Below are 20,396 nucleotides of genomic sequence, written 5' to 3' on the forward strand. Positions count from 1 at the left end.
GAGACCTGGCAGGTCAAGCTGATGATTGGCCGCTTCGTCAAGAGGAGAAATCATGATCCACATCACAACACCGGCTGTGGAAAAATTGAAAATCTTGATCGAGGAGCATCCTGAGGATCCCATTGTCCGTTTAGCCGTTCGGGACCGGGATGACAAAGTCCTCGTTTTTTCCATTACACTTGAAGATGCCGTAACACAGGAGGATTCGGTCTTAGATATTGAAGGGCTCATCATCGCAATAGACGGCTCCTGTGCAACACGGCTGGAAGGTGTCACTGTTGATTATGAGGACGTTGGTGGATTCAGCTTCCATCACCCGGAACCGCCCGATCCTTATAAATTAAACCTGATCCTACCTGAATGAGGCCGATAGAATGGGATTGGGGCACCAATTGAACCCGAATGCGGGAAGGTTCTTCATCAACGATTGTTGTTAACGTCAACCAGTAACTTCCACCCCCGCGTTTATTCGTATTATGGAAATATTTTTTGCAACATGTCCTCGTGGCTTAGAAGAAGTTCTCAGCCAGGAACTTCAAGAATTGGGCGGACAGGAAATTCGATTGACTCCTGGCGGGGTCGAATGTCGGGGCCCTTTTCCTCTCTGCTACCGGCTCAACTTAGAAAGTCGCATTGCCAGCCGTATTTTGTGGCGAGTCGGGCAGGGGTGGTACCGGGATGAGGAGGATCTCTATCGCCTTGCCTCAAGTCTTCCCTGGCCCGAATATTTTTCCGTGGACTGTCACATCAAAGTTCGCATCATTGCTCAACATTCTCCACTGAAAAGCCTGGAGTTTGCGACGTTGCGAGTGAAAGATGCCATTTGTGACCGATTTGTTCGGGCGACACATGCACGCCCCGAGGTGAGCAAACGCCAACCCGATATTCAAATTGTGGTCTTTGTCGATGAAGAGCATGTTGTGTGGTATATCGACACCTCGGGAGATCCGCTGTTTAAACGTGGATGGCGGAAGGTGGCCGGAGAAGCGCCGATACGAGAAAATTTGGCCGCTGGCATCATCCGGCTTTCAGGTTGGACCGGCGAGCAGGTCTTCCTTGATCCGATGTGTGGCGCGGGCACATTTTTAATTGAGGCGGCGTTGATGGCCAAAGGGATTGCCCCAGGTAGTGGGCGGGAATTTGCCTTTCGGCACCTGCAGAATTTTGATCCCACGATTTGGGATCACCTACGGCAAGAGTCGATCAAACCGGTCGCTCCCGGTCCGGGTCTCTCAATTATTGGGTATGATGAGGATGCGAATGCCTTGACTATGGCAAGAAGAAATCTGGAAGGCTTGGGGCTTGAGAATATTCAATTGGGTCAGGTTGATGTGTTGGATGTAACGCCTCCAGGGCCAAAGGGTTTTCTGGTCACCAATCCTCCCTATGGAGTGAGAATGGGGGACCGGTCGGAGCTGGAGGAGTGGTATCCGAAGTTTGGGAATCTCTTGAAACAGCGGTTTGCTGGGTGGGATGTCTATGTGCTCACGGCCGATTCGCGTCTTCCTAAACTCATTCATTTAGCGCCGTCTCGCAAAATCCCCTTGTTCAACGGGCCGTTGGAATCAAGATTGTATGAATTTCAGATGGTGGCCGGAGGTAACCGGAAATCGGCCAGGCAGGCCAGGCAACAGGCGGTGAATAACCCCGGACTTAAATGAGAGGTTTTCCGGCCATGTTTAAAAGCGAGACCCAGACATCTTCAATGCATCGCAGCACATAGATCCATTCGTCGCAGGTCTTCGGTCGTTTGAATAGATGACAATTGGGAGGGAAGGGAAAATCTTTCGATTGACGTGGAGCCTCCTCCGAAAACAACGCCACCGGAATGGACTGTAAGCGGCGGTCGCGCTGGAGTCCCTTAATAATCTCTTCTCCCGTCACATCGGGGAGATGATTGGAGAGAAAAATCAGGTCGGGTTGTGGGGCATCCATAAAGGGATATTCCTGATTTAAAAAGGACATGGCTTGTTCGCCGTCCTCGGCCTCAAGAATTTCCACACAGATGATTTGGGCTACCGTCAGGGCTTCCTTGAGGGCTTCTATCTGGGCCGTATCATCCTCAATCGTCAGGATCTTTATTGTGTTTTTGACGGCTCCGCGCATTATCCGATGCCCATCTTTCTGGTTGAAAATGACTGCCCACCCTTCAGTCTGGTGAAAGATGGTTGCCTGAGGACGACAGAGATTACGTGTAGTGGTCCATCTGTTTTTTCGGTTGAATCCTCGTTGAGTTTAAGGGAAAGCAGGTTGGGAAGAATTTTTTATAAAGACGGATGGGGAGGAGAGCGTCGATGCTTGAAACATATTCTGATGAACGCACATTGGGTCGAAGCCCAATACGCTGAAAGGTGGTTCAGCAAAGAGCGAGAATTTCCTCCAGTTTGAATAATCATGAAGCAATCGGGCGAATAGGGGGTTCCGATTCCCCTAGGTAGCTGGATAAAGAAACGCCCGTGGCATGATGGAAAAGATGTTAGGTAGGGGATCGCGAGCGAAAAAGCGGCTGAGCGAAGCCAGATTTTGACGATTTCGTTGGCCCGTAGTGGGACTCTGGTCTAAGAAAACGGCGAAATATGGACCGCTTAAACACTTTTGTAGCCGATTCATCCTAAGAACGACAGGCTCCTAGGCAGGGAGGCTCGCAAGAAATTGTTGGATCACGGGCATGGCATCAGGGCGAGCGGCGATGATGCCATTGATGGTGGGATGAGGTTGGTTGCATTGAATGGGTTTCATATCTCTGTCCACGACGACCCCTCCTGCCGTTTGAACCAGAAGGAGGGCAGCCGCGATATCCCATTCGTTTTGTGTGCCAATATTGATCACTCCGTCAATCTGTCCGGCGGCCACCAGTGCCAATGAATAAGCGATGGAACCCATCAGACTGCGGCAATTGGCGGTTTCTCTCCATGTGTGAATGGTGGAGCGGGCAATGGGTCCTGTGTTCACCAGAAATGAGAAGCGGTGTCCTGGGATCTGGGGGACATGAATGGGGCAGCCATTCACGGTTGCCGGTTCCCCTCGCACGGCACAAAAATATTCCCGGGTGGCCGGGTTGAAGATAATCCCGATCGAGGCCTGTCCATGGTCGATGAGCGCGAGAGAGATGGCGAATTGTGGCAGGCTTTTAATAAAGGGTTTGGTCCCATCGATGGGATCCAGGATCCACACACGGTTTTTTTTCAGTCTGAGAATGTTGTCGGGCGATTCTTCCGAAAGCCAGCCATCATCAGGGTAGGCGGTAAATAACGCTTCCTGAATGATACGATTGACTTCCAGATCGGCATTGGTCACTGGCGATCCGTCTGGCTTGATCTGGACGGCCAAGCCTTCATATTGGATTCTGTGAAGCCGATCACTTGCAAGGAGCATGGCTTGTCGAACGATGGAAAGTTCTTGGCGATAATCAGTCATGATGTCAATGGTTCTGGAGCAGTCGTCCTGGGGAGTAAATGCTTATTCTTACTATTATATCCTGGATCATCGGTTAAGTGTGGAGCGCGCCAGAGGTATCGGGCCTCACAGTTCATAGCATGAGAGACGCGTCCGAGGCTAGATTGTCTGCAAGGTGATGGCGGAATGAAAGGGTTCGGGTTCATGAGATGAGACCTGAGGAGAGTTCCTGGAGCAGCGTATTATGCAAACCGTGACCGTGAGACTGAAAATTTCTCCCGAACGCTTTCAGGCCTATTACCAGGGTGCGGTGGAATATGTGGTCGCACCGTCTATCGATGGTCGGACGATCCAATTTCCCGCCAGAGTCCTACGTCCTTTTGTCTCCCATCAGGGGGTCCAGGGTACATTTGAGATCACCTTCGATGCCAATTTGAAGTTTCATTCGATCCGCCTGGCACAGGATGACAGGTGAGCGCAACCGCTATGACTGCGGATGAGTATTCCCTTATCGGATTATTTCTAAGTGCGTTTCTTTCCTCAACCGTCTTACCGGGAAGCTCCGAGGTTGTGTTCGTCTTTTTGGCATCACAGGGACATCTCCCTGCCTGGAGTCTTCTCGTCACGGCCACAGCAGGCAATACCCTTGGTGGAATGAGTTCATGGGCTTTGGGGTGGCTCATCGGGTGGTGGTATCCATTCCATGGGTTGACCCAACCAGCTCAGCATCTGGCAGTGGAACGGGTTCGCAAGTGGGGCAGTCCGGTGCTGTTATTGTCCTGGGTGCCGTTCATTGGGGATCCGCTCTGCATCGCCGCTGGGTGGTTGCGGGTGGGCTGGGTCCGGGCACTCGTGTGCATCGGGATCGGCAAAGGGTGCCGGTATGCGGTCTTGTTCGCCCTGTTGCCCACCAGTGGAGGGTGAACGGCGAAGGCGTCTGACTATAGCATTCAGAAAACGTTGTTGGTATTGTTGCCCTTCCGCCTTGCCACGTAAGTGCCAATATCCTTTTTTTGTAAATTTCTAGTCCACACGACTATTTCTTTTACGTCCAAGCCCAATATGGAGCCCTCATATCGTGAATGTTCCTCTTCTTGATTTAAAAACCCAATACGCCAGCATCAAACAAGACATTCAGGTGGCGTTGGACAAGGTGTGTGCGGAGCAAAGTTTTATTCTGGGCACCCATGTTCAAAACCTCGAACAGACCCTGGCGTCATTTATCGGCACGGATCATGCGATTGGTGTGGCGTCCGGAAGCGATGCGTTACTGTTGTCGTTGATGGAAGTGGGGATAGAACCGGGCGATCGGGTCGTGACGGTCCCCTTTACCTTTTTCGCGTCGGCAGGAGTGATTTCCCGGCTTCACGCACGTCCGGTCTTTGTCGATGTGATGCCTGATACGTTTAATCTCGATCCCAGCCGGTTAGCGGATAGCTTCACTTCCGAGGTCAAAGCCATTCTCCCGGTCCATCTTTTTGGACAATGTGCGGACATGGAATCCATTGTTCAGATTGCAGACGAAAAGGAAATCCCGGTCATTGAGGATGCCTGTCAGGCCATCGGTGCCGCTCGAAACGGTGTTCAGGCTGGAGCATTCGGCCGTACAGGGTGCTTCAGCTTTTTTCCGTCAAAAAATTTAGGGGGATTTGGTGACGGCGGGGTGATTACTACGCGGGATCCTCTGGTTGCGGAACGACTGCAACTCTTGCGTGTGCACGGGAGCCGGTCAGAGTATCATCATCATTTCATCGGGATGAACAGCCGGTTGGATGCGCTGCAAGCGGCCATCCTCCAGGTAAAATTTCAGCATTTGGCTGAGTGGACCGCCAAGCGTCAAGCACATGCAGCGAGTTATCTGAAATTATTTCAGACATGCGGTCTTGATGAGCGAGTGACCGTGCCGGTGGTGTCATCCGGCAATACTCATGTTTACAACCAATTCACCATCCGCACCCCACGGCGAGACGAACTCAGTACCTATCTGACCCACCATGGAATAGGTAATCGCATTTATTACCCTGTCCCCCTTCATCTTCAGGAATGCTACCAGGATCTCGGGTATCATAAAGGCGATTTTCCTGTCTCGGAACAACTCTCCCAAGAGGTGCTTTCCCTTCCCATTTATCCTGAACTCACAGCGGATCAACTTCAGTATGTGGTTGACACGATCAAATCCTTCTTTGATTGTCGTTAAAGGAGATAACCCCATAATTGGGGTATAAGCCTATTGAGAACGAGAAAATTTATTGAGGGTACCGGGCTTGAATCACGCTCCGGAGTCCGCCTCTGGCGGTAAACTCCCCGGTGACGATGGCTGACACAGGGCGGCAGGCTTTGACGAAATCGGCCAGAATTTTGTTGACCGCATTTTCATAAAAGATGCCCAGGTTTCGATAAGCGTGGATATACATTTTGAGGGATTTTAATTCAAGACAGGATTGGTCCGGCACATAGGTCAACCGGATGGTTCCAAAGTCAGGAAGGCCTGTTTTAGGACAAATGGCCGTATATTCCGGAATCTCTATCGTAATTTCATAGCCTGGATATTGGTTAGGCCAGGTTTCGATGCGTGGTAATTTCTCGGCAATTCCGCTCTTGGCATGTCGTTCCGAATAGCCTGATCGTGAAGAAGCGTGGGTTTTTTTCATGAGTGAAGGGCTCGTCTCCATGGATTTTTGAGAAGGGAGCCTAGTCTACTCTTTTTTGAAATTTCCTCGCAACCTCATGCCACCGGTTTCTTGAGAATACCCCTACCCTGGGCTATACTCGCTGGACATTCCTGGCGCGCTTGGTATTTTTCCGAAGCCGTTTTTATTCACCACCCAAATGTACCCTCACCCCGATCCTGAGTGTGACGAGTTGAAAAGCGGGGGAGGGAATTGTGGAGTCTGTCTAAAGCGATGAGCAGTATCACGATGTTGGAAGCTGACGATTTTGTGAAAGGCCTGCAAGGCATTGGATTCGATTTTTTTACCGGTGTGCCCGACACCATTTTGGGGGGCATTATTGCCCATTTGACGGAAGAACAGTTGTATACCCCTGCGGTTCGCGAAGATGAGGCGGTGGCGATGGCCGCAGGAGCCTACCTTGGCGGGAAAATCCCGGTGGTGTTGATGCAAAACTCCGGATTGGGTAATGCCCTGAATGTTCTGGCTTCTCTCAATTTGATTTATCAAATCCCCTGTTTGCTGTTGGTGTCCTGGCGTGGCTTCGAAGGCAAGGACGCTCCTGAGCATCTGGTGATGGGGGAAACGATGACGACGCTGTTGGATACGGTTCGGATTCCACACCGGACGTTGTCCCAGAAGACGATTGTGGATGATCTGAAATGGACGGCCACGACTTTTATGGAGAAGCGGATCCCTGTCGCACTATTGTTGAAAAAGGGAATTGTGAAAACCATTCAGCCCTAGTGGGATGTCAAAAAGCAGTCCGCATGAATCTGTCATGTGTTCTGGATCGGTCACGTTTGGAAAGAGTAGTCAATCCGTAAGTCTATACAGTGAGTGGTCAACGGGTTGATTGTAAAAGCTAAAAAGTAACCATTGTGTTGGAGATGCAACGATGATTGGACCAGAAGAAGGGGTGATGCAGAGCCGGGCGCAGGCGATGGCGGCTATTTTGGAAATCATGACCGATCAGCTGCTTGTTGTCTGCAATGGGTTTCCCTCCCGTGAAGCCTGTAAACTCCGTGATCGGGCTCAAAATTTTTATATGATTGGCTCCATGGGCGCGACGGCAGCTATCGGATTAGGATTGGCTCTGGCCCAGCCAGAAAAAACGGTGGTCGTATTTGATGGCGACGGAAATGTGCTGATGAGTCTTGGCACGTTGGCCACGATTAGTGCGTTGCGACCGAAAAATTTCATTCATGTGGTTTTTGATAATGAAGTGTATGGGACCACCGGCAATCAACCCACCTATTCCAGGGTGGTGGGCCTGGATAAAATGGCCAAAGCCGCAGGATACAAGAATGTTGAGCGCGTCTGGGAGCGAGAAGATATTGTATATGAGTTTAAGGCCATGCTAGGAGATGACGGGCCGAATTTTTTGTTGATCAAAGTGAATGAACAGCTTGAAGAGGCGGATCGTATTGCCTTGGGTCCAGCCGAGCTGACGAAACGGTTTAAGGGGAGTGTCACCTAACGACACAATGGATGTGTTCGCGTAGAAGCCTAATCGCCAGCCTGTTAAGCGTGTAAAGGAAGAGGGTTCATGATTTTATTCAATCCAGGTCCCGTCAATGTGTCTGAAAGAGTGCGTCAGGCGTTACTTCAACCAGATGTCTGTCATCGAGAGTCGGAGTTTTCGGAATTACTGTCCGATATCCGGCAAAAATTGCTGAAGGTCTTTGTGCCTGGTAATGAAGACGAGTACACCGCGATTGTCCTGACGGGTTCCGGCACGGCGGCTGTGGAAGCGGCGTTAATGTCCAGTATTCCTACCGGCAAGCGGGCGATGGTGATTAATAATGGGGTGTATGGCCAACGGATGTCTTCCATGCTGGCGACGCACCGTTTGCAAACGCCGGACTTAAAGTATGACTGGGGAGTCACACCGGATCCGCAGGCGGTTGATTTGGCGCTGAAGCAACACCCGGAAGTGCACACCGTCGCGATGGTTCATCATGAAACGACGCTGGGATTGATTAATCCCGTGAAAGAAATTGCAGAGATCGTGGACCGGTATGGTCGGGTATTTATGGTGGACTCTGTGAGCGGGCTGGGGGGAGAGGCGCTGGATATTGCCGGAAGTAAGCTGTACATGGTCGCGGGGGCCGCTCAGAAATGTATCCAAGGATTTCCTGGTGCAGCATTTGTCTTGGTCCGAAAAGGCTTTATGGAGCGGGTGATGAAATATCCCAAGCGGTCCTGGTATTTGAACTTGGCCAATTATTATGAGGAACAGGAGCGGGGGACGATTCCCTTTACTCCAGCCGTCCAGGTCTATTATGCCTTCCGGGAAGCGTTAAATGAACTCTTAGAAGAGGGCCTCGAGAATCGGATTCAACGATTTCAAGGGTACGCCACCACCATTCGGACACGCCTGGAAGAGTGGGGGGTGAAGCCGGTACTTGACCCTACGGTTCAAAGTAATACCTTGACCGCGTTTTATCTCCCGGAAGGGTGTGCCTACCAAAAGCTACATGATGAGTTAAAGCAAGCCGGGTACGTGATCTATGCGGGGCAGGGACAATTGGAAGAAAAAATTTTCCGTGTTGCCAATATTGGTGCCCTGACCAATCAGAATATTGAGGGATTTCTCTCCGCTTTTCAGTCCATACTTTCTGGAGCCAGAGCGTGAAGGCGATTATCTTCGCGGCCGGCGTCGGCAAGCGATTGCAAGGTGTCACCCAGGGTCGACCGAAATGCCTGGTCGATTTTGGTGGAAGGACCTTGCTGTCCCGGCATGTCGAGTATCTGGGGCGATTGGGTGTGTGTCAGGTGGTACTGGTCGTGGGATACGCTCAAGACCATATTCGAAAGGCCATGGCTGCCGACCCATTTGCTCAGGAGATCCGATGGGTGGTGAATGAACAGTTTACTCGTGGAAGCATGACGTCACTATGGGCGGCACGGTCTGAAATGGACGATGATATGGTGCTGATGGATGCCGATGTTCTCTATGCCCCATCGATTCTGGCTCGATTGGTTCATTCTTCTTTCCCGACGGCCTTGTTAATGGATGAGACGGTGAAGCAGGAATCGGAAGAATGTATGATTGCCGCGAAGGCTGGTCGAGTCCTCACCTTAAGTAAAAACCTGCCATCCGCCTATGATGAGGCTGGTGAAGGGGTCGGATTTCTCAAAGTCCAACAACAGGTTATTCCAGCATTGTTGCAATCGGTCAAGGCTTATATCGAGGCAGGAGCCCTTGATATGGAATATGAGGACGCCCTAAAAGGGTTTTTTGAGAAGGTGCCGGTGGGGTACGAAAAAATCGGGGGTCTTCCGTGGATAGAAATAGATTTTCCTGAAGATATAAACCGCGCTAGGTCTGAGATCTTGCCTGCCGTGATGAACTTAGAGGAGAATACCAGGGCCACCACACTGACACCGTAGGAATGAGTGTATGGACGGAACACTTAAACAAGAAGCCACTCACGCGGTTGACACGGCAATTTTATTGACGTCGGTCGGCGTCTTTAATTCTGGCTGTGCCGGGACGGGTGACGCGGTTCCTAGTCCCTTGACTCGTGTCGGCGGCATGACGCTGTTTCAACGGGCGGTGTTCACGTTGCAGCGAGGTGGGATTTCTCAAATATGGGTGTTGGTTGGGCCTGAAGAACAAGCTCTTCGACAATTACTTCGTGAAGATAACCGGATACAGGCCGCCGTTCGTTGGCTTCCTGTCCGGGAATTTCCTCCCCATGACCCTCAGACTTGGGAAGCGCTTGCGGAGGAAATCAATGGAGCCTGTATGATCGTGGGTTGCCATACGGTGTACTCTCCGACATTGATCCAACGCTTGCGAGCCGAAGGATCTCAAGGGAAAGCGGTCGTAGTCGTTGGTCATCCCGAGGAGGGGCATCACCGGGGAAATCCCGGTGTGGCGTTCCGGCCTCAGGGACTTGAAGGACGATCAGCCTCGACTGTGGTCTTCCATGACCAGGCGGTATCCCAGGCCTCACCGTCCAAAACCGACAATCAGACTCCTGATCGAAGCCGATTGCCGCTGGTTGGGGATCTTCTGGTTCTCCCAGCCCGGCTCTTGGGTATTTCAGGCGTATTGAATGCCAATGGCACCAATCCACTCCGGTTGGCCCTGGAGCAAGCGGCCGTGGAAGGGACGATCCAAACCATTGGCGGAGCTTCTCATTGGTTCAGGGATGTCCGTGGTCCCAAGGGGCCACAACTCGCTGAACGAACACTGTTGGAGGCACTCCAGACATTTAAAGGCGGCTTGGATGGGTTGGTGGATCGATATGTGAATCGTAAATTTTCCGGTCTGCTCACTCATGGGTTTTTGCGGTTGGGATGGTCACCGAACACGATTACGATGCTGTCCATGGTCGTGGGGCTCGTGGCCGCTGGGCTGTTTGTGCCTGGGTCCTGGAAACTCGCCATTCTCGGGGGACTGATCTTGCAGTTGTCTGTGATCATTGATTGTTGTGATGGAGAGGTCGCCAGGCTGACGTTTTCAGAGTCAAAGTTTGGGCAGGAACTCGATATTTGGGCAGATAATGTCGTGCATATCGTGTTGTTTGCTGCCATCGCCTGCGGGGCGTTTCTCCAGGGGCCTTGGGAGCATACGCACCTTCCCCTGCTGCTTGGAGCCTCGGCGGTCTTAGCCAATGTCGTGTCGTTGCTATTAGTCAATCATGCCCGGCAGTTGCGATCCCGTCCTCGTGAGCTTCGGCACCTCACAGAACATGAACGGGACAATATTGAATTTATGTTGGGCCATGTCGCTAATCGCGATTTTTCGATCATCGTGTTGCTCAGTGCCGGTTTTGGCCTCCTGCACTGGTTTTTGGCCATGGCCGCGATTGGCTCGTGGCTCTTTGTCATGTCGATGGCCTGGATGCTTCGCCGTAGTCTCATCTCTCGTGCTTAAACTGCTTTTTCTGGTCATTGGCCTTGCGGCCCTGGTCGGGATTGTTCTCCACATCGGCCTGGAACCGATTCAGCACACCGTTTCTCAATTAGGTCCCCTACATCTTGGGCTCATCCTCCTTCCCATGATTCTTGTGTACGGATTCGAAGCTTTGGGATGGCAATTCACTCTGGGTTCCCATGCTCGAAAAGTCGGGTTCATGCGGTTATTTGCCATTAGGATGGCTGGCGAAACCGTGAATGTCACGACTCCTACGGCCTACGTTGGCGGTGAGCCCCTGAAAGCCTATCTTTTGAAACGATATGGCGTACCAATGGTGGATGGGTTGGCATCCGTGATTACGGCGAAGACTGCCATGACGTTCGCGCAAGTCCTTTTTATCCTGCTGGGATTGGCTTTGTCTTTTTGGATTCTTGGGGATTCAGGTCATTACTGGGTGGCGATGTCGGTCAGTGTGGGAGTCCTAGCATTTGGTGTCGGGCTGTTTGTGGTGCTCCAACGCCACGGTCTCGGTATGGGGTGCTTGGGCCTATTGCGAGCCTGCGGTATCAGATTCGCCTTTCTTGAAAAACGGGAATCTCAACTACAGGAATTGGACGGCACGATCCGGGGTTTCTATTCTCAGCACCGTCGGACATTTTATGCGGCGTTGGCCATATTTTTTCTGGCGTGGATGCTGGAAATGCTTGAGGTGTATGCCATTCTCTACTTTCTCGGTGTGAGCATCGATGTGTGGGTAGCCATTTCACTTGCGGCGCTGACGGTGCTCATCAAAGGCGGAACATTTTTCATCCCGGGAAGCCTGGGTGCGCAAGAAGGGGGATACACCTTACTTCTGATGACTTTTGGCTATTCGGAAGTGACGGGAATCACTTTTGCCCTTATTCGACGATTGCGAGAAATCCTCTGGATTGTCTTTGGTCTTGTTTGCCTGATGTTCCTGAAAGGCCAGGACGGTGGATCAGACCAGATTCACTCGATGGAACGGTAGGGGACAAACAGGTTCATTCTGTGGAAATATTTGGTGACTTGAACTCTCCGGGTCTATTGTGAATAATCGGATCCTCACGGATTTTCAGCCGAGAAAGGATTAGGGAACGATGGATATTGAACTGGGAACGAATACCCTCCGGAATACCGATGGCGTCTTTATCGCTCATGGCAAGGAACAGCTTCGTATTGAGTGGTTGGAAGAGGAGAAAAAACTGGCACTGAGTATGGGTGTGTTCATGCCCACGGGAACGGAAGTGGCCAAGCTGCAACGCAATGCCTGGGAACACAATCCTGGCGATCGGTTTGTCCTCACTGAGTTACCGGATACCGTTAAGGTCGAAGATACGACCCTGAAAACCCTCGTCATGGAAATACACAAAAAGCCTCATGAAGCAGTGGCCATCCCTGCGGCAAAATTTTATACCTCGAAAGGGACCTTGTCTGAAGTCTCCCTGGAATGGTGGCGGGTTGGTAATAAAATGGAGCTGACCGGCATTGATATGGACCTTGAAGGGGGCAGTGTCGAACTCCCCGAATAACTCTCCCTCGGCCATTTTCCTGCTTCTAAAATGGTGCCGAGCTATTGCGCCATGTGTTGTGATGCTCTCCGGCGTCTTTCTTGAAGTTCGCCAGTGATGGATGACTCCCATTCATGGCCCTCGTGTTGAAGGGCCAATTTCCCAACCTCTTCTTGTTTATTAGTAATGGGGAAACCGTCGAAATGAAAATGGATCCCAGATCCATTGCGCACAGATTTCTTACTTTTTTGTGGTTGAGCAAATATTTCAGCCAAGAGTAAGGAAGGCGGGTTGGTGGGGGATCGTGGCGAATCCACCTTCGATATCCTGAAGGCCATCCAGAATGACCACTCGAAAAAGTGAACCTACTTCACGGCCGTTTTGGCGCGGGCCATCATGCGACAGAATGAGCAGATCCCTGCAGTCGTCGGTTGTGTGCAAACAGTACAGGGCTGCAACGTGGTTTGGTCGATCTCGCTCATGGATGGAGCGACAGAAGACGATTTTTCCTGTCTATCAAGGAACCCCCAATAAAACCGTTGTTTGGTTCCCGGGGATTCTGCTTCTAAGCGATTAAGTGCGTCTTTATACACCAACATTTTCGCGCCTTTGGCCATGGGGCATTCTTCGACCAAATAGTCAATCCGGTTGACCACGGCATAGGCGGCAATTTCCCGTTCGGTCATGCGGTAGAGCGGTTTCACTTTTTTCGCAAAGCCTTCGACAGATGCGGGAAGGCTTGGCGACTGTTTCTGCAAATATTCCTCCTGCCATTGCAGGACATTGCCCAGAAGTCTGGCCGCCTCATCATCTAAATTATGGCCGGTGGCCATCACGTCGTAATGGTTTTGCCAGGCCACCCGATTGAATTGATACCGTTTAATGGTGCCACAGGCTGAGCAGGTCGGGCGCTTGATCATATTGGCTAATTCTTTAATTCCCGCTCCTGCATCTTCTTCCACGGTGTGAATGGTGAGTTGGGACCCGCAGGGTTCAGCCACCACTTTTGCAAACTGTTCGACTTTTTCTTTTGATCGGCTGGAATAACCGGGAATGCCTAAATCAACATATAGGGCATCGACCCGATAGCCTAATTTCAGCAAAATTTCCCAAAGGGTCAGGCTGTCTTTCCCTCCGGATACGGCAACCAGAATGCGATCTTCAGGGGAAAACATCTGTTGAGCCTTAATGGCTCGTTGCACCTGGGTTCGTACAAATTCAGTGAGACAGTCCCCACAAAACGCCGTATTGTGCCTTGGCAGTCCCAGCACCGCCCGTTTTGGACATTTTCGGCAGCGCATAAGTTTAGCCTCCGGATATGACCGGGCGGATTTCAATGCTGTCCCCATCCGCCACGGTTTCGTCTTCGGTCAAAAGATCCTGTCCCCGTATGATCAGGAAGGCTTCAGGGATTAAATTGAGTTCTTTGAAAATATCGGCAACCCGTTTGGGGCCTTGGATGACCACGTCACGGGTGGGATGGCTGAGATGGACTTTCATAGGTTCGAATCATAAAGACAGGTTCATGGGATTGGCAACTTATTAAATGAGGCTCTTTTTGTCTTAACCAAAGGTTAACTTTCTGTTACTCCTATTGAATTGGCCAGGGTCGTCTGCTTAAGAACCTATTGGGTAAAAATGTAGAGTGAAGGGATAAGCTATGATAGGATGTAGTGACTCACCTTTCTCACAAAATAAACCCTCGTCACGCGAGATAGCTCACTTACTATGGATAACGAAGGAGTAAGAATGAAACCCGCATGCGATTCGCTGGACCAGCTTTGTATTAACACCATTCGTACCTTATCGATGGATGCCGTGCAAGCCGCGAACTCCGGGCATCCCGGCACTCCGATGGCCCTAGCCCCTGTCGCCTATTGGCTTTGGAATCGAATCTTGCGTTCTGATCCGGACGATCCCATCTGGCCGAATCGAGATCGGTTTGTTCTCTCAGCCGGGCATGCGTCAATGTTGCTCTATTCCTTGCTCCATCTCTGTGGGGTGAAGTCGGTGAACGGTCAATATGAACATCTGGGCGAGCCTTCGGTCACATTGGAGGATATCAAACGATTTCGACAATTAGAGAGTAAGTGTCCTGGCCACCCTGAATATCGTTGGACATCGGGTATTGAAACCACGACCGGACCTTTAGGACAAGGCGTGGCGACCAGCGTCGGCATGGCCATTGCGCAACGATGGATGGCCGGGTATTTTAATCGTCCAGATTTTGAAATGTTTAATTACAATGTGTATGCCATCTGTGGTGATGGGTGTCTCATGGAAGGCGTTTCATCGGAGGCTGCGTCTCTTGCCGGACATCTGAAGTTATCAAATCTCTGTTGGATCTATGACAACAATAAGATCACGATTGAAGGCCCTACGGACTTGGCCTTTAGCGAAGATGTGGCCACCAGGTTTATCGCCTATGGTTGGAATGTGACCCGTGTGGGTGATGCGAATGATCTCAAGATGCTGGATCGCGCTTTTGGGACGTTTTTAAAGGAATCAGAGCGTCCGACGTTGATCATTGTGGATAGCCATATCGGGTATGGCGCTCCGAATAAGCAGGATACGCATTCCGCTCATGGTGAACCATTAGGTGAAGAAGAAATCAGGTTGGCTAAACGTTATTATGGTTGGCCGGAAGACGCTAGGTTCCTGGTGCCCGATGAGGTGCCGACTCATTTTCAGCAGGGTATCGGGAACCGTGGCAAAGATTTGCGTAGCGCCTGGATGGTCCGCTTTTCAGACTATCAAGCCAAATATCCGGAACTGGCTGGGCACTTGTATCAGATGCAGCATAGACAATTGCCCGATGGATGGGACCGAAAAATTCCTGTTTTCCCGCCTGATGCCAAGGGCCTTGCCGGTCGAGAAGTGTCTGGAATCGTGTTGAATGCCTTGGCGGCGAATATTCCCTGGCTCCTTGGCGGATCCGCGGACTTGGCGCCATCCACCAAGACCCGGTTGACCTTTGAAGGAGCCGGAGATTTGTCCGGGACCAACCCATCAGGACGCAATATGCATTTTGGCGTTCGGGAGCATGCGATGGGCGCTATTTTAAATGGCCTGTCCTTATCAAAAGTCCGCCCCTATGGCTCAGGATTTCTCATCTTTAGCGATTATGCCAAACCGGCCATCCGGTTAAGTGCCTTGATGGAAATTCCCGTCTTGCACATTTTTACCCATGATTCCATTGGGGTTGGAGAAGATGGCCCGACACACCAGCCTATTGAACAAATCGCTTCGCTTCGCGCGATTCCCGGGTTAATGGTGTTTCGCCCTGGAGATGCCAATGAAATTGTCGAAGCGTGGAAGGTGATTATGGAACTGCGGCACGAACCGGTGATTATGGTTCTTTCCCGACAGGCGATTCCCACGTTGGATCGAATGAAATATGCGTCTGCGTCCGGCGTGGCCAAAGGCGCTTATGTGTTGGCGGACCCGCCCGATGGCGGCCCCGAGGTGTTATTGCTTGGAACGGGAAGCGAGGTGCCATTGTGTGTGCAAGCCCATGAGCAATTGGCGGCTGAAGGGATCAAAAGCCGGGTTGTCAGTATGCCGTCTTGGGAATTGTTTGAACAACAATCTGAAGACTATCGACGTTCGGTTATTCCCTCAGATGTCCATGCGCGGGTATCAGTTGAGCAAGCGTCCGTCTTTGGATGGGGGACCTATGTCGGGACCGAAGGTCAGTCAATTGGAATGAAATCATTTGGCGCTTCGGCTCCACTCAAGGAATTAGCCAAAAAATTTGGATTTACGGTTGAGCATGTGGTGGCCGCAGCGAAGGAGCAGATCGCACGGCACCAACCTCACGCCACCATCGCTCAACGCTAACCCTTTTCTTTAAAGGAAACGTCACCATGAATCCACTCGTTCAGCTTCGTGAGATGGGCCAAAGTCCCTGGTATGACTATATTCGTCGGGGTTTGATTACCTCTGGAGAACTCCAGGCATTAATTGAGAACGATGGTCTCATGGGCATGACCTCGAATCCCTCGATTTTTGAAAAAGCGATTGCCGGGAGTGCGGACTATGATGAGGCGATTGCACAGGTCGCGTCTCAGGTTACGAGCGTCAAACAGATATATGAGGGAGTGGCCATTCAAGACATTCAGGATGCCGCCGACTTGATGCAGCCGGTCTATGAGGCCTCAGACGGTCGTGATGGCTATGTGAGTTTGGAGGTCTCTCCGGACTTGGCTTTTGATACACAAGGCTCTATCGATGAAGCGGTCCGTTTGTGGCAAACCGTGGGTCGGGACAATGTCATGATTAAAGTCCCTGGAACTCCGGAAGGGTTACCCGCCATCGAGGAACTTCTGTCTCAAGGCATCAATATCAATGTTACTCTGTTATTCAGTGTGTTGATGTATGAGCAGGTGGCTTGGAGCTATATCCGTGGGTTGAAACGATTGGCGGCCCATGGGGGGGACTTGCATCGCGTCGCCTCGGTGGCCAGCTTTTTCGTAAGCCGGATTGATAGTCTGATTGATAAAAAATTAGACGCGAAAATCTCAAAAGAATCCCGGCCTGCCCAACGAGCGATGATGGAGGGTCTCTTGGGAAAGGTGGCTATTGCCAATGCCAAGTTGGCCTATCAAATCTTTCAGGAAGTCTTTGCGAGTGCTGAATTTCAACTTCTCAAAGCAGAAGGTGCACGGGTTCAGCGGGTTCTTTGGGCCAGTACCGGCACGAAAAATCCCAAATACCCGGATACCTATTATGTCGATAATCTTATTGGTCCGGATACGGTGAATACGATGCCTGAATCGACGTTTACGGCTTTCCGGGACCATGGAACGGTGAAGAATACGATTCAGGAGGGTCTGGCCGAAGCCAAAGTTGTCATGCAACAGTTGGCTGATGCCGGAATTTCGATGGAGGAGGTCACCGACACCCTCTTGAAGGATGGCGCACAATTATTTTTGGATGCCTTTGATCAATTAATGAGCGTGATTAACGGAAAGCGGGCGAAAATATTAGCGAAGAATGTGGATCGGGTCACCTAATTCAATCGACCCTCTGTAGCCGATTGACGAGGCGATAAAAGAACCACAATCTGGTCAGCCGTTCGTGGAGCGTTGATCCAACCGTTTGGTATCACGGTTCCGCTCATCATGAGAATATTCGGAATGCGCCGGGACGGTTGCGGATCACGGAACTCTCATTTTTTAATATACCCCCATTGCTGTCTTTGGCAAAAGAAATCAAGGAAGCGGGTTTCAAACATGTTCGGGTCCTGAACATGGGGGAAGCAGCTTGTGTCCGGAAGTCTGGCGGATGACCTTTGGCGTCATTGCCGGATATGTCGAATTACAGGTGTTGGATAGCGCGGTGTCCTCGCCGGCACTATGGGATCTGGGTGCGTGGTTAGAATGGTTAGTGGCTGAAAGCACGAGGAAAGAATGAAAGGGAATAATGCTAATTGTTGGGGAATGCTTAGGGGCACCTGAGGTCTATGGCAAGACCGGGTCTATGCCTACATCCCATATGACAAGGGATTGATGCTACCCAGGGAGCCAAGGTGAAGGCCCATGAATAAGCCGGATATTCGGTGGTTCGCATCAACGTCGCCGACCTGGTTAATCTTGGTAAGCCATTTTTCTTATGGGAAATGGCGCCGGCGGTAATTGGAGGGCTGTTAGAGATAATCGCGTTTGGTCAGCCAAACGTCCAGGAAAGTAAGGAACACCAGAAGAAATATTTTGAAGCCTTTACCCGGACGGCACTTTGCCCGACTACCTACCTTACTCATTGATGGCAATGGCACAGTCTTGACCGATAAAAAAATGCTTCAGTCCTGTAAAGGTAATGCTTCATTGGAAACCGTGCTGAGGGGGCATCTTGCTCGTATTAAAACAGGTGATTATTTCGCCATCAATGCTACGTGGAGGATACCGATGGCGTTCGTGCAATTTTTCATCTCATGCGCACCAACATTCATGAGATCAAACAGGACGCGACCACATGGGTATGGCCCACGGTTTTTTGCATTCAACCGGACAATTGCATAACCTCGGTTCCGATTCTGGTGGGTCAATTCAGGTGATATGTGATGACCGGGAGGAATTTCCCATGCCGATGAACCATATTCGTTTGAGGTGTTGAAAGCCGGGCAAGTATTGAGTGATATGCAAGGCCTAAGCAGTCGTCAACGTTGGGTCAATCGTCTCCAGCTAGGGGCCGATGTTGAAAAGGGGTTGGTTCGTCTGGAGCGATTGATGGAAACCAACATCGGTCTGCATGCTCACCAGGCATAATTAAGGATGAGGATGTTGAGCAGTTTTGGCGAGCAGTGAAGCGAGGGTAACCCTCTAAAGTATTCTCAATGGGGTTACTTGAGCGACGGGCTGGACTAAATTTTTCGCCAATGGTGGCCGCCTGCATGAATGAGTCTGTCGGCTTCGACTGGTCCCCAGCTCCCGGCTGGATACTCTGGCAACCACTTCGTTTCGTATGCACTCCAACCTTCAAGGATATCTGTGACCCATTTCCACGAGGCCTCAACGGCATCCCGCCTCATGAATAAAGATGTATCCCCGGCCATGACATCCAACAACAATCGCTCGTAGGCTTCCGGGGACGGTGCCTTAAAGGCATCGCCGTAGTGAAAGTTCATCTCCACGGGATGAGTTCTGGCTTTGGAGCCAGGCACTTTTGAAATAATGCGAAGAGCCATGCCCTCTTCGGGTTGAATGCGAAGCGTGAGCAAATTGGGAGCCTGGGGAATTTGTGGATTGGCATTAAATAGAATCTGGGGAATGTCCTTGAATTGGACGGCGATTTCACTGGCTCGTGTCGGCATGGCTTTTCCGGTGCGAATATAGAATGGCACTCCGGCCCAGCGCCAGTTTTCCACAAAGACTTTTAAGGCAACGAATGTTTCCGTGGTGGAGTCAGGTTGAACTCCTTCCTCTCGTCGATAGCCTGGTACCTCCTGGCCCTTGATGTTGCCGTGGGCATACTGAGCGCGAACGGTCATCTTTTCGACGTCTTCTCCACGAATTGGGCGTAGTCCGCGTAACACATCCATTCGAGCGTTCCGAACCACATCGGGGTCCAGCGAGTAGGGGGGCTCCATTGCAATCAGACAGAGCAGTTGCAAAATGTGATTTTGCACCATGTCTCGAAGGGCTCCTGCCCCCTCGTAATAGGTGGCTCGCGTGCCAAGGGTAACGGCTTCGCTGACGGTCAATTGCACGTGGTCGATATATTTATGGTTCCATAGCGGTTCAAAAATGGAGTTGGCGAACCGCATAACCATAATATTCTGGACAGTTTCCTTCCCCAGATAATGATCGATGCGAAAAATTTGTGATTCATCGAAGACATTTCCAATAGCCGTATTAATGGCTTGAGCGGAAGACAAATCGTGTCCAATTGGTTTTTCCACAATGACTCGGGAGTACGTGTCCGCTTGATCAGGCGCAGCCACTAACCCGGTGTTCTGGAGCCCCTCACATGCGGGTGCAAAAGAAGTTGGCGGGATGGCTAAATAAAAGATGCGATTGCCTGGTAGTTTGAACGGTGATTCAATCTCCTTTAGGCGTTTCCGGATTGTTCCATAGTAGTCGGAGGCGACAATATCCCCTGCACAATAAAACAAGCGACTTTGGAAAGATTTCCACTTGTCGGGTTCAAGCGTTTGCCGGGAAAACTTTTCAATGCCTTTACGGGCGATACTGCGAAAATCATCATCCGACAGAGGTTTCCGTCCTAACCCCAGTACGGCAAAATTGTCCGGTAGCAAGCCGTCCAGGAGAAGGTTGTAGAGGGCAGGCAGAAGTTTGCGTTGGGTCAGATCGCCTGAGGCACCAAAGATGACTATCGTGCATGATTGAGTCGATGCAGTTCGGTTAGCCGTGACGGGTGTGTCGATTTTAGGAGAAGAATCACTCGGTGACATGTTGACCTCGCAAGAAA

General features: G+C 51.0%; 22 protein-coding genes. 16 read left to right on the forward strand and 6 right to left on the reverse strand.

Annotated elements, in window-relative coordinates:
* The first annotated feature begins 52 nt into the window (after positions 1–52).
* A complete protein-coding gene (locus PJI16_13730; protein MDT3778621.1) occupies positions 53–364 on the forward strand; it encodes an iron-sulfur cluster biosynthesis family protein in 312 nt (103 codons plus the stop codon).
* Positions 365–476: 112 nt separating this feature from the next.
* Positions 477–1,661: a THUMP domain-containing protein gene (locus PJI16_13735; protein ID MDT3778622.1), complete on the forward strand. Its 1,185-nt coding sequence runs from the start codon at positions 477–479 to the stop codon at positions 1,659–1,661.
* On the opposite strand, the gene PJI16_13740 is transcribed toward PJI16_13735, so the two are convergent.
* The gene (locus tag PJI16_13740; GenBank protein ID MDT3778623.1) at positions 1,654–2,106 is read right to left on the reverse strand and encodes a response regulator; all 453 of its coding nucleotides are present in this window, start codon (positions 2,104–2,106) and stop codon (positions 1,654–1,656) included. The genes PJI16_13735 and PJI16_13740 overlap by 8 nt on opposite strands.
* Positions 2,107–2,628: 522 nt before the next feature.
* Positions 2,629–3,417, reverse strand: a complete 789-nt coding sequence (locus PJI16_13745; GenBank protein ID MDT3778624.1) for a 3'(2'),5'-bisphosphate nucleotidase CysQ — start codon at positions 3,415–3,417, stop codon at positions 2,629–2,631.
* Positions 3,418–3,640: 223 nt separating this feature from the next.
* On the opposite strand from PJI16_13745, the gene PJI16_13750 reads away from it, so the two are divergent.
* The 3 genes from PJI16_13750 to PJI16_13760 all read left to right on the forward strand — a co-directional run bounded on the left by PJI16_13750 (position 3,641) and on the right by PJI16_13760 (position 5,593).
* A complete protein-coding gene (locus PJI16_13750; GenBank protein ID MDT3778625.1) occupies positions 3,641–3,871 on the forward strand; it encodes a DUF2835 domain-containing protein in 231 nt (76 codons plus the stop codon).
* Complete coding sequence (locus PJI16_13755; protein ID MDT3778626.1) at positions 3,868–4,320, forward strand: DedA family protein; 453 nt, start codon at positions 3,868–3,870, stop codon at positions 4,318–4,320. Before PJI16_13750 ends, PJI16_13755 begins: the two co-directional genes overlap by 4 nt.
* Positions 4,321–4,474: 154 nt before the next feature.
* Positions 4,475–5,593 (forward strand): DegT/DnrJ/EryC1/StrS family aminotransferase, encoded by a 1,119-nt coding sequence (locus PJI16_13760; protein MDT3778627.1) that lies wholly within the window; start codon positions 4,475–4,477, stop codon positions 5,591–5,593.
* Positions 5,594–5,642: 49 nt separating this feature from the next.
* On the opposite strand, the gene queF is transcribed toward PJI16_13760, so the two are convergent.
* Complete coding sequence (queF, locus tag PJI16_13765) at positions 5,643–6,047, reverse strand: preQ(1) synthase (protein ID MDT3778628.1); 405 nt, start codon at positions 6,045–6,047, stop codon at positions 5,643–5,645.
* Positions 6,048–6,299: 252 nt separating this feature from the next.
* On the opposite strand from queF, the gene PJI16_13770 reads away from it, so the two are divergent.
* The 7 genes from PJI16_13770 to PJI16_13800 all read left to right on the forward strand — a co-directional run bounded on the left by PJI16_13770 (position 6,300) and on the right by PJI16_13800 (position 12,488).
* Complete coding sequence (locus PJI16_13770; GenBank protein ID MDT3778629.1) at positions 6,300–6,812, forward strand: thiamine pyrophosphate-binding protein; 513 nt, start codon at positions 6,300–6,302, stop codon at positions 6,810–6,812.
* A gap of 151 nt (positions 6,813–6,963) precedes the next feature.
* A complete protein-coding gene (locus PJI16_13775) occupies positions 6,964–7,545 on the forward strand; it encodes a thiamine pyrophosphate-dependent enzyme (GenBank protein MDT3778630.1) in 582 nt (193 codons plus the stop codon).
* A 69-nt stretch (positions 7,546–7,614) separates the two neighbouring features.
* Entirely contained in the window at positions 7,615–8,703 is a 1,089-nt protein-coding gene (locus PJI16_13780; GenBank protein MDT3778631.1) for an aminotransferase class V-fold PLP-dependent enzyme, read from the forward strand.
* Positions 8,700–9,461, forward strand: coding sequence for a phosphocholine cytidylyltransferase family protein (locus tag PJI16_13785; protein ID MDT3778632.1), 762 nt, complete (start codon positions 8,700–8,702; stop codon positions 9,459–9,461). Before PJI16_13780 ends, PJI16_13785 begins: the two co-directional genes overlap by 4 nt.
* A gap of 10 nt (positions 9,462–9,471) precedes the next feature.
* Complete coding sequence (locus tag PJI16_13790; GenBank protein ID MDT3778633.1) at positions 9,472–10,956, forward strand: CDP-alcohol phosphatidyltransferase family protein; 1,485 nt, start codon at positions 9,472–9,474, stop codon at positions 10,954–10,956.
* A complete protein-coding gene (locus tag PJI16_13795) occupies positions 10,949–11,947 on the forward strand; it encodes a flippase-like domain-containing protein (protein MDT3778634.1) in 999 nt (332 codons plus the stop codon). Before PJI16_13790 ends, PJI16_13795 begins: the two co-directional genes overlap by 8 nt.
* 109 nt (positions 11,948–12,056) lie before the next feature.
* A complete protein-coding gene (locus PJI16_13800; GenBank protein ID MDT3778635.1) occupies positions 12,057–12,488 on the forward strand; it encodes a hypothetical protein in 432 nt (143 codons plus the stop codon).
* A gap of 344 nt (positions 12,489–12,832) precedes the next feature.
* Here PJI16_13800 and PJI16_13805 read toward each other — a convergent pair whose 3' ends face one another.
* A complete protein-coding gene (locus PJI16_13805; protein ID MDT3778636.1) occupies positions 12,833–13,768 on the reverse strand; it encodes an ATP-binding protein in 936 nt (311 codons plus the stop codon).
* 4 nt (positions 13,769–13,772) lie between these two features.
* Positions 13,773–13,967: a thiamine biosynthesis protein ThiS gene (locus PJI16_13810; protein MDT3778637.1), complete on the reverse strand. Its 195-nt coding sequence runs from the start codon at positions 13,965–13,967 to the stop codon at positions 13,773–13,775.
* A 249-nt stretch (positions 13,968–14,216) separates the two neighbouring features.
* Between PJI16_13810 and tkt the strand changes: the two genes are divergently transcribed.
* The 4 genes from tkt (at position 14,217) to PJI16_13830 (ending at position 18,733) form a co-directional block, all read left to right on the forward strand.
* Positions 14,217–16,307, forward strand: coding sequence for a transketolase (gene tkt, locus PJI16_13815; protein MDT3778638.1), 2,091 nt, complete (start codon positions 14,217–14,219; stop codon positions 16,305–16,307).
* Between the two features lie 26 nt (positions 16,308–16,333).
* Positions 16,334–17,482 (forward strand): transaldolase, encoded by a 1,149-nt coding sequence (tal, locus tag PJI16_13820; GenBank protein MDT3778639.1) that lies wholly within the window; start codon positions 16,334–16,336, stop codon positions 17,480–17,482.
* Positions 17,483–17,753: 271 nt separating this feature from the next.
* Positions 17,754–17,882, forward strand: a complete 129-nt coding sequence (locus PJI16_13825) for a hypothetical protein (GenBank protein ID MDT3778640.1) — start codon at positions 17,754–17,756, stop codon at positions 17,880–17,882.
* 692 nt (positions 17,883–18,574) lie between these two features.
* Entirely contained in the window at positions 18,575–18,733 is a 159-nt protein-coding gene (locus tag PJI16_13830) for a hypothetical protein (GenBank protein ID MDT3778641.1), read from the forward strand.
* Positions 18,734–18,828: 95 nt separating this feature from the next.
* Here the strand turns inward: PJI16_13830 and zwf are convergent, their stop codons facing one another.
* Entirely contained in the window at positions 18,829–20,379 is a 1,551-nt protein-coding gene (gene zwf, locus PJI16_13835) for a glucose-6-phosphate dehydrogenase (protein MDT3778642.1), read from the reverse strand.
* Positions 20,380–20,396: the final 17 nt, after the last annotated feature.

Origin of the sequence: Nitrospira sp. MA-1 (genome assembly GCA_032139905.1) — a bacterium.
Taxonomy (GTDB): Bacteria; Nitrospirota; Nitrospiria; order Nitrospirales; family UBA8639; genus Nitrospira_E.

Coding starts and splice junctions, on each gene's coding strand:
- PJI16_13770 (MDT3778629.1), top strand. CDS start 6,300: ATGAGCAGTATCACGATGTTGGAAGCTGACGATTTTGTGAAAGGCCTG.
- PJI16_13735 (MDT3778622.1), top strand. CDS start 477: ATGGAAATATTTTTTGCAACATGTCCTCGTGGCTTAGAAGAAGTTCTC.
- PJI16_13825 (MDT3778640.1), top strand. CDS start 17,754: ATGACCTTTGGCGTCATTGCCGGATATGTCGAATTACAGGTGTTGGAT.
- zwf (MDT3778642.1), bottom strand. CDS start 20,379: ATGTCACCGAGTGATTCTTCTCCTAAAATCGACACACCCGTCACGGCT.
- PJI16_13750 (MDT3778625.1), top strand. CDS start 3,641: ATGCAAACCGTGACCGTGAGACTGAAAATTTCTCCCGAACGCTTTCAG.
- PJI16_13745 (MDT3778624.1), bottom strand. CDS start 3,417: ATGACTGATTATCGCCAAGAACTTTCCATCGTTCGACAAGCCATGCTC.
- PJI16_13800 (MDT3778635.1), top strand. CDS start 12,057: ATGGATATTGAACTGGGAACGAATACCCTCCGGAATACCGATGGCGTC.
- tkt (MDT3778638.1), top strand. CDS start 14,217: ATGAAACCCGCATGCGATTCGCTGGACCAGCTTTGTATTAACACCATT.
- PJI16_13730 (MDT3778621.1), top strand. CDS start 53: ATGATCCACATCACAACACCGGCTGTGGAAAAATTGAAAATCTTGATC.
- queF (MDT3778628.1), bottom strand. CDS start 6,047: ATGAAAAAAACCCACGCTTCTTCACGATCAGGCTATTCGGAACGACAT.
- tal (MDT3778639.1), top strand. CDS start 16,334: ATGAATCCACTCGTTCAGCTTCGTGAGATGGGCCAAAGTCCCTGGTAT.
- PJI16_13810 (MDT3778637.1), bottom strand. CDS start 13,967: ATGAAAGTCCATCTCAGCCATCCCACCCGTGACGTGGTCATCCAAGGC.
- PJI16_13805 (MDT3778636.1), bottom strand. CDS start 13,768: ATGCGCTGCCGAAAATGTCCAAAACGGGCGGTGCTGGGACTGCCAAGG.
- PJI16_13740 (MDT3778623.1), bottom strand. CDS start 2,106: ATGCGCGGAGCCGTCAAAAACACAATAAAGATCCTGACGATTGAGGAT.
- PJI16_13780 (MDT3778631.1), top strand. CDS start 7,615: ATGATTTTATTCAATCCAGGTCCCGTCAATGTGTCTGAAAGAGTGCGT.
- PJI16_13790 (MDT3778633.1), top strand. CDS start 9,472: ATGGACGGAACACTTAAACAAGAAGCCACTCACGCGGTTGACACGGCA.
- PJI16_13775 (MDT3778630.1), top strand. CDS start 6,964: ATGATTGGACCAGAAGAAGGGGTGATGCAGAGCCGGGCGCAGGCGATG.